Below are 13,477 nucleotides of genomic sequence, written 5' to 3'. Positions count from 1 at the left end.
GAGTCCTTCCGCATGAAACAGGCACGAACCAGGACAGGTGGACGCCTCACTAAGAAATAGTCAACTTCACCAGGATGGAGACCTTGATCCGGCCACCAGCGGCGACACGCACTTGGCCGTTGACAGCTTGCCACAGTCCCAGTGCCCGGAAGCGCCAGGCCACGCCGACTAGCAGAGCCAGGATGACTACCAGGGGGATGGAGACCGTCATTGTTCATCACCTCCTTGAAGGGTCGAAGAGTCTGGGATGTCAGATGCCATCGTGGGTCGCCTTGCGGCGGTACCACCGAGCGCGGGCGCGGCACTTGAAGCACTGGCGGTGGTGAGGCTGGAGGACGGCACCACAGAGGCAGCGGCGGCCGAATGGCGGCAGGTCGAGGGCTCGCATCAGGCATCACCTCTTTGTCTGGTCGGGTCGTTGTCGCTGGTGGGAACTGCTGGTGTGCGGTGGTGGAAGCCAACCGCGCGGCGCGTTGCCGCACCGATAGCGCTGTTGTCATGGGTGTGAGATGGGCGATCGGTGAGCCGAACGCCCACGGAGACGAGGAACAGGGCGCCCACTGCGGCGCCGCCGAGGAAGATCGCGGCTAACAAGATCAGCGAAAACGGGTCCATGCAGATCAACTCCCTTCGGTTGAGGGCCAACGTAATACGTTGGACGTTGTTCACTGTAGGGCCAACGTAGTACCTTGAGTCAAGGTTCCCGCCATACCAGAACGGCTTTGCGAGGTCGCATGACCAACCCAGAAGGGCGAACGATGGAGATCAAGGCTCCTGTGGCGCGATGGAAGCAGGTAGCGGACTACCTGCGGGAACAGATCGCCAACGGCACCTTCCCCGCCGGACAGCTCCTACCGTCTGAACAGCAGCTCGCCACCGACTTCGGTCTCTCACGGCCGACCATCCGCCAGGCTATAGCCGAACTCAAAGCGGCCGGACTGGTGGAAGTTCACCGCCCGACGGGCATGAAGGTCCGATCGCCGTCCGCGCGCCCATCACGCCGAGAGCGACACGGGGTCACCCGTGGAGCCGATGGACGCTATACCGATCGCCAGTCCTTCCAGTGGCGGGACGTCGGCAAGCCCACGTTCTTCCGGCTGAACGCCAGCGTTGATCAAGCTGAGATGCTCGGCATACCGGCAGGTGAGCCCATGCTGGTGAGATCCGTTGTGCAAGTGGCCGAAGAGTCTCGACGGATCCACAAGACGATGATCGCGTTCAGCGTGGCGCAGCACACGCCGTGGGCCGACGACGCGAGGTTGCCCGAACCTGAGACGGTCTACAGCCATTTCGAGCAGAACGGAAAAAGGGGCATGCGATGGGACGAATTCGTGCGCGCACGTATGCCGTTCCCTGACGAGGTTGACACTCTAGCGATGGGACCGGGAACGCCCTTGCTACAGGTCATCCGCCTTACCTACGCAGATCAGGCCCCGGTAGTCATGGAGGAGATCAGCGCTCCAGGTGACGCACTTGAGCTTGCCTACGCCATCCCGGTGCGGAGGACGCGTTCTGCCCAGAATGAGACCTGAAATGGCGTACGGCAGAATGCTGATCAAGCAAGATGATCTGGCGTAAGGTGTCGGGTCATCTGCTGTTTTCCGAGAAGTCCGAGGGAGCATACCTCCTCATGGTTGAGTATATACAGGTGTATACGAGAGTGGAGAGTAGCGAGGAAGGTACGGCGTTAGCTCAAGCCATTGTTGAAGCAAGGCTGGCGGCAGCAGTGAGTGTCATAGGGCCTGTCCATACTTTCAGCCGTTACGACATCGGTGTGGAGGTGTCGGAGGAGTGGCAACTCGTGATCAAGACCGCGAGAAATCTCTATCCTGAACTGGAGCGGCACATCCGATCTAGCCACTCCTATGAAAACCCTGAGATAATCGTGACTCCCGTACTGGGAGGGAGTCACGACTACTTAGACTGGGTCGGGTCCCAACTTAATAGTGACTCTCAGGTCTTGGAAGACGAGCGGTGACGCCCGCTCTAGTCAGCGCGAAAGCCCTGCTTCCGGTGACGTTAGCTTGTTCCACACAATGTCTTCAGCCGTGATTATTTGGTTTTGGCCGACGAAACGAGAAGCCACGAAAATTCCTGCGTCGTGAGCGGCTTTTCCCGCGTGACTTGCGGACGCATCCCTGATCAGATATGGCGTGAGATCCCGCTCGAATGCATCCACAACGGTCTTGAGAACACAGCTCTCCGTGTCTATACCGCAGACATAGAAGTCGGTCCAGCCGTACTCTCGTGTGAGCGCCTGGCCCTCTTCGTTGAAGAAGCTGTAGATGGTCTTGTCGATGACGGCCGTCGCCTTGTTCGCCAACGGCAGTAATTCAGGCACGATGTCGATCTCAGGGGATGTCTTGAGCTTCGACCAGCGAATCAGCCGCTCAAAGGGGCTTCCCTCGTAATTGATGTAGCGCGTGAATACTACCGATCCGCCCGAGCCCTGCCATTTTTCGACCAGCGAAGCTATGGCCGGCACTACCGGGCTGGAATGCTCGGTAATGAAACCGTTCTGCGCGTCAACGACGATCAGTACCGAGGACTTGTCGAACACGGCATCTACCTTTCGCTTGTTTCGCGAAGAATCTCAATGGCCTCGGACAGGCGGTCAAGGGTCCCACTTGTTTCCAAAATGGCCGTCCGCATGGACTTATGGTACTCGGTCTCCTGCGGGCGGGCGTTCATCAGTCGCGAGCGAGCTCCCCGGAGGAAGCGCCAACCGTATTGGTCGGGCACTTGCGGGTCTTTGCCTTGCTCTACTTGGGTATTGATGAACTCGCAGTACGTCCACATAGATTGAGTGGCAAGTTCGACATTCACAATCTCCTCTTCCGCGAGCGCTCTGCGTGGAGCGGAGGGGTGGTAAACCACTCCAGACCAGGACGCATAACCGAGCGAAATCCCCTTGAATCCAAAGGACGCCATCTCGGTGTGCCCAAATCCATTCGACAACAACGAACGCTCCACCAGTTCAGCGTGCGCAAGGGACGCTTCGGACATCTCCGAATCCCGCTCATGCAGGACCCTGGGAATGCACATTATCCGGAGAGCCGTGTCCAGTTCATGAGACTGCCACGATGGCGCGTGGACCCAGTACGCGCTCAAAACGTAGGACGGTCTAATTGGAGCGGACAGCGATCGGGAGAGATAATCTGATGCCCATTCCAAGTCTCTGGTGTAGGTCTTCCGCCGCCATATCGCCAGATTCGCAAGGTTGGGCAGCTCTAACTCTTCCACGAGATGAAACATTGCCACCCCGAAGGGCCAGACGTAGAGAGCACACTTACCGTGCTCGTTTGAGATGGCCAACCGGCAGCAGTCGAGACCAAATGTGGCATCGGCCGAAGTCCCAGATTCACGACGAACGAGTTCCGCAACTCGCGATGCCTCGATATATGCGGGAATGAACTTATGCGATCGAACGCCGGAGAGCCGCCCAGAAGAACTTTGAACTACATCAACGACACCGAACAGCTCATTGGACGGCGCGGAAGCAGGCGTCATCAATCCCGGATTTGTGAGCCAGGGATCGACAGAGTGGAAGAACTCGCCTGACTGGATCGACTGAGTGCCGCTGGGTTTCCCGGAAGCGATGTCACCGCTCTCATCGGCCACCACCTCGAAAAGCTGTTGAGCTGTCCAGCCGGGAAACATGCTTTCGAGCACACGACACGTATCGGGATACGGGAGCCCTTTTAAATCCCCCGATAGCCACCGGAAGAGCTGAGATCGACTCGGCGCGCTTTCCGCGAGCGCAGGGTCGATAGAGACGGCCGCCCTGTTGTATTCGTTTCTGAACGTCCGGTACGTCTGCCAATGCTGTTGCTGCAACAGCAATTTCAGCCTGATGGCGCGAACACTCATAGTGGGGACCCTCCACCGCTATGCAGCTCAGTCCTAAAACATAACAGAGGAGACCTAGACGAGACCATAGGAGTACCAGAAACACAAGATGCGACCTAGACGCGCTCGCGATGCAACACCCACACCCACGACGCTTGAACCGTGATCGAACGATCACGAGCCCAACGGCCATTGCGCAAGGGAGGTGCGGGAATGTCGCGGTTCCAGGGCGATTCAGACGACGCAGCGCGTCCATACAGTCCGTGGGCGAGCACACCCGCGAGCACCTACCGTTCCCGTGCCCTGCTCCTGCCCTCAGAGCCGCCGGCCGTGGCCGTGGCGCGTCGATGGATCCGGAAGCACCTCACGCGGTGGGCGTTGGATGAACTCGTCGACTCCTGTGAACTCCTGGCGTCGGAGTTGGCCACGAACGCAATTCGACATGCGGCTGATACGCACTCCATCACGCTCCTATTGATGTACGCATCCAACACACTGCGCTTGGAAGTACGGGATTCCGACGCAACCGCACTTCCTTCGTGCAGAAATGCCGAACCAACCGAGGAGGACGGTCGCGGACTTGCTCTGATAGAAAATTGCGCTGACCGATGGGGCGTCAATCCGACTGTCACAGGTAAATCCGTCTGGTGTGAATTGGATACACCTAGAACTGGATCCCCTCAACCTCTGAGGCAAGGACGAACAGGGGGCGGGATCAATGGCTGACGAGCATGTGGAGCGCTCAGATTTGGGCATTGACGGCGACCCCGCATTTCTTCTGGATGAAGGTGTGTCCTATGTTCGGGCATGGGCGGAGGCTCAATGCTCCGTATCCGCCCTCAAAGAAGCCCTAGCCAGCATGGGCCGAAATGACGAGTTGCCATATCTCAGGGCAGACGTCAACGAATTCGGAACCGGGTTTGTAGAGCTGGGTCGCGCCTCTCCTCAGATGGTGAGACTGATTGCCCATGCCCTTGCCCTGATGGCATCTTCGAGGAATATCGATGGGGGAGGGTTCGCGGCTTAGCAGACCGTATTTGCGGTTCATTCGATAACCATCTACGGCATTATTTGCCGGTGTCGCTCGATCGGAGTGAGTGTGTTTCTGTCATCCCATGATGCGCAGGTGGACAGGAGCGGCCCGATGCCGCTCTATCTGCAAATCGAGCACATCCTTCGAGTTCAGATTTCGGACAATGAACTCAAGGCAGGCGATATGCTTCCGAGCACAACAGAGCTTATGGAGCGCTTCGGGGCCGGTCGCAACACCGTGAATCGGGCGCTCAGAGTCCTTCGTGACGCGAACATCGCATACCTTGTCCACGGGCGTGGGACGTTCGTCGGTCAACGTTCGATTCACCCTCCACGTCTACCCATCCGGAAAGAGACCAAATACTGGTCGATCGCCAGTGACCTTATCGAAGAAATCCGCGACGGAACGCATCTGCCGAACGAGGCACTGCCGAGCGTAAAAGTCTTGACCAGGAGCTACGGCGTTTGCCGGGCTATCATCGGGCGTGCTTTCGCGGTACTTAAGCAGCAGGGTTGGGTAAGCACCAGTCACGGGAAGGGAACCTTCGTAGAGCACGAAGACAATTGGCCTGACTCATAGCAGTTGCCGCTACCTGATCTGCCGCACAAGCGATCAAGCCCGACGAGCGCCCTCGCTCGTCGGGTTCGTGGCCTGCGGGACCTTAGGGAATCCTTGGTGAACAAGCTTCTGGCCCGGTCCTGTTCGGTAAGGGGCCGATTGAGGACCTAGTGTTCTCTATCACACAAGCCTGCTGTTGCCGCTTCCTTCGGCTTATCGCACGGTTGAGCCCGTTCGCTGCCAGACTGTCGTCAGAGGTTGGATGGCCGGGGTGGAGGCCGTTTAGGACGAGAGGGGCGTTGCCGCGTGGTTGCTGAGATCCTCCTCGGGTGGGTGATCGAGGAAGTCTTGGAGCGTGCTGTCGGGGTAACGGGAAAAAGCTTCACCGACAGTGAGCGGCAAGCGGTCCTAAAGAAGACAGTGAAGCTGGTCAGGGCGCATTTACCGAAAGGTGCTGAAGGGGACCAGTTGGCCGACACGATCCGCCGGTTGCTGAGCGGGCCTCGCTCGGCTTGGTATGAAGCCGGAGTCGGCGAAACCGACTCATTCGCCCAGGCGCTCAAGGCGGCCCTCACCCCACTGCTTGCTGCTCGATCGCAGCGAGGGGCACACCAAGGGGAAACTGGTGAAGAGTTTCTTGCTCGGCATGACCTTGACCTGGATCGTCTCGTCCAGTTGGTGGAGAGTGCGGCAGAGCAGACGGTCCATGAGGTGGCCGTCGATCGTGGCGGCCTGCCCGAGACGCTGAGGCAGGCCGACGCCCGCGCGCTCCAGGCTGGTATCGCCGACGTCCAGGCTACGCTGGCGGGAATGCCGCAGATCTCCACCCCGTCGCCGGAGTTGCCGCATCCGGCCGATGTACAGCCGCCTCCGGGTATGAACAATCTGCCTAGAACCCCTGCCCGAATCTTCGTCGGGCGAGATCAGGCCCTGGCGCGACTGGGTGCCGCGCTGGCCGATGAGGAGAACGTGGTCGTCACCCAGACGGTGTACGGGCTGGGCGGCGTCGGCAAGTCAGAGCTGGCACTCCATCACGCGCACAACTGCCGCGACCGCTACCAACTGCGCTGGTGGATCACAGCCAACGATGAAGAACAGATCGAGGCGGGACTTGCCGCCCTGACTGGACGTCTGCTTCCCACAACGATCTTGCTGGCCGAGACCGGCCAGCAAGCAGCTCAATGGGCGCTGAACTGGCTCCAGGCACATACCCAGTGGCTACTGGTACTGGACAACGTCGAGGATCCGCACCACGTCCAGCCGCTCCTGGGCCAGCTGTCCAGCGGACATGTCTTGATCACCACCCGCCGCGACATCGGCTGGCACCGCCTTGCCACCCCGATTCCCCTCGACGTCCTGGACCCCGGCTCCGCAACCAAACTGATCATGAAAGTGGCTGGGCACACCAGCGACAGTGACGAAATCCTCGCTCGGCAGCTCGCGGAAGAACTCGGTTTCCTCCCGCTGGCGCTGGAACAGGCCGCAGCCTACATCGCTCAGACCCGCATTAGCCTGGACCGCTACCTGGCGCTGCTAGCCGATCATCCCGCGCGCATGCATGCAGCCACAGCCGACGGCGGACAAGCCGAGCGCACTATCGCACGCCTCTGGCAGATCACCCTGACCACCATCAACCAGCGCAATCCCCTAGCCGTCCAGCTCCTGTACATCCTCGCCCAGTACGCACCCGACCAAATACCGCGCAGCATCCTGCCGCACACCGCCGACGTGATCGACATCGATGAGGCCTTGGGCCTGCTCAGCTCCTACAGCATGGTCACCCTCACCCAGGACACCATCAGCATGCACCGACTTATGCAAGCGGTCCTGCTCACCGGCACCCATGAGGATCAACCCGACCCGGACACCGCCCGCGACACCGCCCTGGGCTGGCTGGCCGCCACGCTACCCGATGACCCGCAGTACGATCCCTCAGGATGGCCACGGTGGAGGCAGCTCACTCCACACATCGACGCCCTCACCAGCCGGTACCGGCAAAGTAGCGAACCCGCTCTCCTAGGACGCGTGCTCAACAGTAGTGCGATCTTCCACAGAGTGCAGGGCAGCCATGGCCGCGCTGTTGACATCGCTTTGCGGGCGTTGGCGATCGCTGAGTCTGAATATGGCTCCGATCACCCCGATGTCGCCGTCGGGCTGGGTAACTTGGCGGTCAACCTTGGTGATCTGGGTAAGTCGGGTGAGGCGGTCCTGCTGGAGCAGCGGGCGTTGGCGATCACGGAGGCCGCCTACGGCCCCGACCACCCCGCTGTTGCCGTCAGGCTGAGCAACTTGGCGGCCAGTTTCAGTGATCTGGGTAGGCCGCGTGAGGCGGTTCCGCTGTTTGAGCGGGCATTGGCGATCACGGAGGCCGCCTACGGCCCCGACCACCCCGATGTCGCCACATTGCTGGGTAACTTGGCGGGGAGTTTGCGTGATCTGGGTAGGTCGGGTGAGGCGGTTCCGTTGGAGCAGCGGGCGTTGGCGATCGCTGAGTCTGTCTACGGCCCCGATCACCCCGATGTCGCCGTCAGGCTGGGCAACTTGGCGGCCAGCCTTGGTGATCTGGGTAGGTCGGGTGAGGCGGTTCCGTTGGAGCAGCGGGCGTTGGCGATCACGGAGGCCGCCTACGGCCCCGATCACCCCGATGTCGCCATCTGGCTGGGTAACTTGGCGGCGAGTTTGCGTGATCTGGGTAGGTCGGGTGAGGCGGTTCTGTTGGAGCAGCGGGCGTTGGCGATCACGGAGGCCGCCTACGGCCCCGACCACCCCACTGTCGCCGTCAAGCTGGGTAACTTGGCGGCGAGTTTGCGTGATCTGGGTAGGTCGGGTGAGGCGGTTCTGTTGGAGCAGCGGGCGTTGGCGATCACGGAGTCTGTCTACGGCCCCGATCACCCCGATGTCGCCGTCAGGCTGGGTAACTTGGCGGCGAGTTTGCGTGATCTGGGTAGGTCGGGTGAGGCGGTTCCGCTGTTTGAGCGGGCGTTGGCGATCACGGAGGCCGCCTACGGCCCCGACCACCCCACTGTCGCCATCCGGCTGGGTAACTTGGCGGTGATTTTGCGTGATCTGGGTAGGTGGGGTGAGGCGGTTCCGTTGGAGCAGCGGGCGTTGGCGATCACGGAGGCCGCCTACGGCCCGGACCATCCCGCTGTCGCCGTTGGGCTGGGTAACTTGGCGCTGAGTTTGTACGATCTGGGTAGGTCGGCTGAGGCGGTTCCGCTGCTGGGGCGGGCGTTGGCGATCGCGGAGGCCGCCTACGGCCCCGATCACCCCGATGTCGCCGTCGGGCTGGGTAACTTGGCGGCGAGTTTGTGTGATCTGGGTAGGTCGGGTGAGGCGGTTCCGCTGTTTGAGCGGGCGTTGGCGATCACTCAGGCCGCCTACGGGCCCGACCACCCCACTGTCGCCGTCAGGCTGAGTAACTTGGCGGCCAGTTTCAGTGATCTGGGTAGGTCGGGTGAGGCGGTTCCGCTGTTTGAGCGGGCGTTGGCGATTACCCAGGCCGCCTACGGGCCCGACCACCCCACTGTCGCCGTCAGGCTGAGTAACTTGGCGGCCAGTTTCAGTGATCTGGGTAGGTCGGGTGAGGCGGTTCCGCTGTTTGAGCGGGCGTTGGCGATAACCCAGGCCGCCTACGGGCCCGACCACCCCACTATGAAAGGTTTGCAAGAAGCTCGCTCTCTTGCGTTGAACAGTGCTTGCCCCTGCGGCTCAGGTAGGAAGCTCAAAAGGTGTCATCGCAAGGGACCTGCCTGACACTTTTGTCTGGCACGTGACAGTCGCATGCAACTGCTCACGTACGGTCTCCAGGGTCTGGCGTAGCTCTCAGAGCACGACATAACCCTTCTACCTGCAAGGCAGTGTTCGAGTAAGCAACTGTTAGCTCCACTCGGAGACGGAGACCTGTGGTCGCGAGCTTTGCTCGCTTCCGTGGGTCTCCTTCGTCGTTTATACGGGGGGACGACCCCCCGAACCCCCCGAGGTGGGGGCTGCCGCCCCCACGCCCCCGGCAGGTGCAGGCGTGGGGCCATTTCGACTCGAAGTACCGAAGACGAGGCGGAGATCTGGCCGGAGCTCGCCGGCTTCGAGTGGGCCCGACTCCATCGGAAGCCGCTTGATCGGGTGGTTCCGGCGGACGATGCGTCGCGTTGCCGCCAAGGTGGAAGCTGGGCGGGTCCCGCATGGTCGGAGGGTCGTGTGTCAGGAGTCCGTGGGGCCTCGGCCGTCATCCGGACACAGTTCGCGGAGTTTCTTGGCGATCTCGGTCACGTCGTCGAGTTCGCCGGTGGTGACGGCGATGACCCGTTCCTCGGCAGCGTCGGCATTGGTGCCGGACAGGGTCTCGCCGTTCAATTCCAGGAAGACGACGGCGCATGTCCAGCCCAGTCGTTTGTTGCCGTCGACCAGAGGGTGGCCGATGATCAGGCTCTGCATCAGGGCCGCGGCCTTGGTCCACAGGTCAGCGTACGCGTCCTGGCCGTACAGACTGGTCTGTGGGCGTAGAACGGCAGCGTGCAGGAGACCGCCGTCGCGCAGGCCGATCGAAGGCAGGATCTCCTCGGCGACGGCCAGGACATCGGTCGTGGTCAGATAGACGGTCACTGGGAGAGGCGGTGCAGTAGTTCCGCGTCGCGCTGGGCGACCTTGCGGGCGATGGCCCGCACCGCACTGGTCTGACGGCGCGCGAGGTGCTCCTCGATCGCGATCACGATCTCGGTGTTCAGGCTGTTGCCGTCCTCCTCAGCCACGACCCGCAGTCGGCTGTGGACCTCATCAGGCAGGCGGAGTCGAAGTTCCATTCCGCGATGATACCTCTCTACGGTACCAAAAAGTGGTGTCAATGAGGGTTCGTTGCTTCTTGGCTCGTGATCTCAGAAATCTGGCTCCTGGCGTGGCGTGGGGTCGTTCGCTGGCGGGGTCCGGTTTGTCAGCGCATGGGCGAGTTCCAGTAGGTGCGGCAGGCGCAGGGTCCGGCCGCCGCTTCTGGGGAGGGGAACGTGCAGAGGCTTCGTCCATCGGGTGGGGATCGCGGGCAGTCCGTAGACGGCTCTGGCCAGGGCGCCGGTGACCGTGGCGACGGTGTCGGTGTCGCTCCCCAGGTCGATCGCGGCGCGGAGGGCGGGGGGAAAGCAGCCGAGAACGCACCCGGCGGACCGAACTCGAACGGCGCCCCGAGAGCGTCACCCACCGCCGAGCCCACGATCGCACCGGCCACACGCTCCACGCGGTTCACCCCGGCAGATTAACTGGAGGTTGTCGTCCAACCCCACGCATGAGCCAGAGATCGGTGTTCGAGTTAGTGCTGTGGGCTTGCTGTCCAAGGGCGGAGCTTTTCGGGGTTGCGTACTGCCCAGATGTGTTTGATGCGGTCGTTGGTGACGTCGAACGCTGCCACCGTTACGGTGACGCCGTCTTGTTGAGCCACCAGGCCGGGCTGGCCGTTGACCGTGCGCTCCAGGATCGTGAGGTCGGGTGCCCTGCTGGCGATGGTGAGCACGTAGCGGGCGATCTGCTCGCTGCCTTCGATCGGGCGGAGGCCGGCGCTGGCCAGGCCGCCGCCGTCGACGATCGCTGTGGCGTCGGGGTCGAGGAGGGCGATGAGGGCGTCGATGTTCTTGGCTTCCCAGGCTTGTTTGAAGTCTCTGACAGTGCTGGATGATGGCGCTGCTGGAGTCGCGGGGGGCTGTGACGCGCGAATGCGGCGGCGGGCCGAGGAGGCCAACTGGCGGCATGCTGCCGGTGTCCGCCCGACGATTTCGGCGACTTCGGCGAAGGGGTAGCCGAAGACGTCGTGCAGGATGAACGCGATGCGCTCGGCGGGGGTCATCGATTCGAGCACGACGAGGAAGGCCATGTTGATCGACTCGTCGAGGGTGACCCGATCGGCCGGGTCGGCCGTGGTGCCGCCCGGCCGCCCGTTGATCCACTCTGTGTGGTCGGGCAGTGGCTCAGGGATCCATTCGCCCACGTAGCTCTCGCGCCGGGCCCGGGCCGAGCCGAGCAGGTCCAGGCAGATGCGGCCGGCGACCTTCGTCAGCCAGGCGCCGGGGGATTCGATGGCTTGTTGTTGCTGCCGGGACATGGCGTACCAGCGGGCGTAGGTCTCCTGTACGACATCCTCGGCATCGGCCAGGGAGCCCAGGAGCCGGTAGGCGAGGTTGATGAGCTGACGCCGCTCGCTCACGATCGCGCTCAGGCCCGGATCTGGCTGGCCGTGTCCCGGCTGGGAATAGGTGGTCATGGTGTCGCCGGCTCCCTTGGTCGCTCTGCCCTCACCCAGTTCGACGAGAGAGCGCATCGAACTGTGAGGTTGGCGCGTCGCCTCACATTTCCAGCGGTTGTGTCGTCGGACTACTGAGACACCAGGCCGCAAGCCTCGAGATGGGAGAAGGGGAGACCTCCATGTCCACACCCACGCCGATCAAGCAGGGCAACTTTGTGTTCTTGCGTGTTGCGATCATCCTGCAAACCTTGGCCGTCTTCGCCGCACCGATCACCGCGGGCTTGTTGTTGTCCTCACCCAGCGGGCGGACATTGCACAGTATGTCGGCGTACGGGGTGTTCACCGTGGCGCTGCTGCACCTGGTCGCCGCGGTCCTGGCGTGGCGGCCGGGCGGTGGCTCGCCCAAACCCATCCTGTACGCGGTCGGGTTCTTCGGTCTCACGCTGGCGCAGATAGCGCTGGGCATAGCGCACGTGAAGACCCTGCACGTCCCATTGGGCGTCCTGATGTTCGGCATGAGCGTCCTTCAGCTCGGCTGGGTCAGCGCCGGCCGCACTCGCGTGGCCGCCGTGGCATGACGGTTGGCACCTCCTCACCCTGAGCACGGCCAGTTCTGAGTCAACCGGATCGGGGTCGCCGGACAGGCGCCTGGGGTCAGGCGGGGTCGGTGCGGATCAGGCGGAGGAAGGCCTTCAGACCGGTGATCAATTCCTGGTTGTCGCTCAGGCCGTCCACTGTTTCGTCGAAGCGGCGGGTCATCTGGGTGATACGGCGGTTCAGGTCGTGATCGGCGGTTTCTGTGGTGGCCTGGAGGGCGGCGAGTTGTGCGCGGGTCTGGGTGAGTTTCTCGTCGAGGTCGCGGACCGATTCTTCGAGTTTGGTGCGGGCCTCGGTGAGGTCGGACAGTTCGGTCCGGAGCGTGGCGACGTCCTCGCGGGGGTAGTGCAGTTCCTCCATCAGGCTGCTGACCCGTTCCCGAAGGTGTGCCAGGTAGGAGCCGGCCGGGCGGAAGAACGTGGCCAGCAGGTAGAAACCGGCGAAGTAGTAGCCGACCTGGGCGCCGGAGAAGTAGGTGATGACGGCGATGACGGCCGCTGAGACGAGGTGCCCGGCGATGGCGAAGCGGAGCATGCGGCGGGCGATGCCGTTCGCCTCGTCCTCGCGGGACTGGGGGACCTCGATGCCGCGCTCGCGGGACAGGTGGGTCTCGTGGACCACCCTCCGGGCCGCGAAGTAGAGGTTCCACGGCACGGTCAGCAGGACGAGTAGCCAGATCAGGCTGATGGCACCGACGAGTACGGCGAGCAGGGTGCTGGGTGCCACCCCGGTATGAAAAGTCAGCCAGGCCGCGAAGACCGCAAAAGCCAGCGAAACCAGAAAAATCCACCATTTCATGGAGATGATGATCTCCGAAGAGCTCTGCCGCCGATACCGCTGAGGTACTCATCTTCACCTGAGCACGCGGCCGTGGCCTGGGCCTATCGGGTGATGACGGCGATCCAGGAGCGTAAGGCGCTGATGAGTTTGGCCAGGTGGGCGTCGTCGGCGAGACCGGGAGGCGCCCAGGGTTCCGTTCTCAGGTCGGCTTCTGCGTCCAGGTCGGACCAGAGGTGTTCGAACGAGTCGTGGATGATGCGCTCGTGGGGGTCGGCTGCGTCGAACAGGCCTCTGAGGTCCTGGACGAGCTTGGATATGGAGAGATCGCCTGATTCGTACAGGTCGAGGCGGGTGGTCATCTGGCCGATGAGGGCCCGCTGGTAATCCTCCATGCCAGTATTTTTCGTGATTTGCGTACTGTGTCGCCGGTAGCTGAG

The 13,477-nt window shown here is 62.3% G+C and carries 16 protein-coding genes and 2 pseudogenes; 7 read left to right on the top strand and 11 right to left on the bottom strand.

The annotated features are described in order from the left end of the window. Nucleotides 1-49: 49 nt before the first annotated feature. On the bottom strand, nucleotides 50-211 hold the full coding sequence (locus KIP79_RS42805) for a hypothetical protein (protein WP_214110789.1): 162 nt from the start codon (nucleotides 209-211) through the stop codon (nucleotides 50-52). 176 nt (nucleotides 212-387) lie between these two features. Further along, nucleotides 388-615 (bottom strand): hypothetical protein, encoded by a 228-nt coding sequence (locus tag KIP79_RS42800; protein ID WP_214110788.1) that lies wholly within the window; start codon nucleotides 613-615, stop codon nucleotides 388-390. Nucleotides 616-758: 143 nt separating this feature from the next. Here KIP79_RS42800 and KIP79_RS42795 point away from each other — a divergent pair, with 143 nt between their 5' ends. Both KIP79_RS42795 and cutA read left to right on the top strand, forming a co-directional pair. Further along, nucleotides 759-1,532, top strand: a complete 774-nt coding sequence (locus KIP79_RS42795) for a GntR family transcriptional regulator (protein ID WP_214110787.1) — start codon at nucleotides 759-761, stop codon at nucleotides 1,530-1,532. Between the two features lie 32 nt (nucleotides 1,533-1,564). Further along, entirely contained in the window at nucleotides 1,565-1,978 is a 414-nt protein-coding gene (gene cutA, locus KIP79_RS42790; protein ID WP_214110786.1) for a divalent-cation tolerance protein CutA, read from the top strand. A 12-nt stretch (nucleotides 1,979-1,990) separates the two neighbouring features. On the opposite strand, the gene KIP79_RS42785 is transcribed toward cutA, so the two are convergent. Further along, the gene (locus tag KIP79_RS42785) at nucleotides 1,991-2,560 is read right to left on the bottom strand and encodes a cysteine hydrolase family protein (RefSeq protein WP_214110785.1); all 570 of its coding nucleotides are present in this window, start codon (nucleotides 2,558-2,560) and stop codon (nucleotides 1,991-1,993) included. Nucleotides 2,561-2,565: 5 nt separating this feature from the next. Then, nucleotides 2,566-3,870, bottom strand: coding sequence for a hypothetical protein (locus tag KIP79_RS42780; protein ID WP_214110784.1), 1,305 nt, complete (start codon nucleotides 3,868-3,870; stop codon nucleotides 2,566-2,568). A gap of 192 nt (nucleotides 3,871-4,062) precedes the next feature. On the opposite strand from KIP79_RS42780, the gene KIP79_RS50315 reads away from it, so the two are divergent. From KIP79_RS50315 to KIP79_RS42760, 4 genes are all read left to right on the top strand, one after another. Beyond that, on the top strand, nucleotides 4,063-4,575 hold the full coding sequence (locus KIP79_RS50315; RefSeq protein ID WP_372453755.1) for an ATP-binding protein: 513 nt from the start codon (nucleotides 4,063-4,065) through the stop codon (nucleotides 4,573-4,575). Further along, a complete protein-coding gene (locus KIP79_RS42770) occupies nucleotides 4,568-4,876 on the top strand; it encodes a hypothetical protein (protein ID WP_214110782.1) in 309 nt (102 codons plus the stop codon). Before KIP79_RS50315 ends, KIP79_RS42770 begins: the two co-directional genes overlap by 8 nt. 117 nt (nucleotides 4,877-4,993) lie before the next feature. Beyond that, nucleotides 4,994-5,461 carry a GntR family transcriptional regulator gene (locus KIP79_RS42765; RefSeq protein WP_214110781.1) on the top strand — a complete coding sequence of 156 codons (468 nt, stop codon included), beginning with the start codon at nucleotides 4,994-4,996 and terminating at the stop codon, nucleotides 5,459-5,461. 285 nt (nucleotides 5,462-5,746) lie between these two features. Continuing rightward, nucleotides 5,747-9,196, top strand: coding sequence for a tetratricopeptide repeat protein (locus tag KIP79_RS42760; RefSeq protein WP_214110780.1), 3,450 nt, complete (start codon nucleotides 5,747-5,749; stop codon nucleotides 9,194-9,196). A gap of 444 nt (nucleotides 9,197-9,640) precedes the next feature. Here the strand turns inward: KIP79_RS42760 and KIP79_RS42755 are convergent, their stop codons facing one another. From KIP79_RS42755 to sigJ, 5 genes and pseudogenes are all read right to left on the bottom strand, one after another. After that, nucleotides 9,641-10,042 (bottom strand): type II toxin-antitoxin system death-on-curing family toxin, encoded by a 402-nt coding sequence (locus tag KIP79_RS42755; protein WP_214110779.1) that lies wholly within the window; start codon nucleotides 10,040-10,042, stop codon nucleotides 9,641-9,643. Then, the gene (locus KIP79_RS42750; protein ID WP_214110778.1) at nucleotides 10,039-10,239 is read right to left on the bottom strand and encodes an Arc family DNA-binding protein; all 201 of its coding nucleotides are present in this window, start codon (nucleotides 10,237-10,239) and stop codon (nucleotides 10,039-10,041) included. The genes KIP79_RS42755 and KIP79_RS42750 overlap by 4 nt, the downstream gene beginning before the upstream one ends. A 72-nt stretch (nucleotides 10,240-10,311) precedes the next feature. Then, nucleotides 10,312-10,557, bottom strand: a pseudogene (locus tag KIP79_RS50310) (ADP-ribosylglycohydrolase family protein); the annotation flags it as partial. Between the two features lie 24 nt (nucleotides 10,558-10,581). Further along, nucleotides 10,582-10,655 (bottom strand): annotated as a pseudogene (locus KIP79_RS50305) (ADP-ribosylglycohydrolase family protein); the annotation flags it as partial. 81 nt (nucleotides 10,656-10,736) lie between these two features. Then, a complete protein-coding gene (gene sigJ, locus KIP79_RS42740; RefSeq protein WP_214110776.1) occupies nucleotides 10,737-11,681 on the bottom strand; it encodes an RNA polymerase sigma factor SigJ in 945 nt (314 codons plus the stop codon). A 161-nt stretch (nucleotides 11,682-11,842) separates the two neighbouring features. On the opposite strand from sigJ, the gene KIP79_RS42735 reads away from it, so the two are divergent. Then, entirely contained in the window at nucleotides 11,843-12,241 is a 399-nt protein-coding gene (locus tag KIP79_RS42735) for a hypothetical protein (protein WP_214110775.1), read from the top strand. Nucleotides 12,242-12,317: 76 nt separating this feature from the next. Here the strand turns inward: KIP79_RS42735 and KIP79_RS42730 are convergent, their stop codons facing one another. Next, the gene (locus tag KIP79_RS42730; protein ID WP_214110774.1) at nucleotides 12,318-13,058 is read right to left on the bottom strand and encodes a coiled-coil domain-containing protein; all 741 of its coding nucleotides are present in this window, start codon (nucleotides 13,056-13,058) and stop codon (nucleotides 12,318-12,320) included. 83 nt (nucleotides 13,059-13,141) lie between these two features. Next, the gene (locus tag KIP79_RS42725) at nucleotides 13,142-13,432 is read right to left on the bottom strand and encodes a hypothetical protein (RefSeq protein ID WP_214110773.1); all 291 of its coding nucleotides are present in this window, start codon (nucleotides 13,430-13,432) and stop codon (nucleotides 13,142-13,144) included. Nucleotides 13,433-13,477 lie beyond the last annotated feature (45 nt).

The organism is Acrocarpospora catenulata, from assembly GCF_018476525.1.
Lineage (GTDB): Bacteria > Actinomycetota > Actinomycetes > Streptosporangiales > Streptosporangiaceae > Acrocarpospora > Acrocarpospora catenulata.
This window is presented reverse-complemented; position numbering and strand designations above follow the sequence as displayed.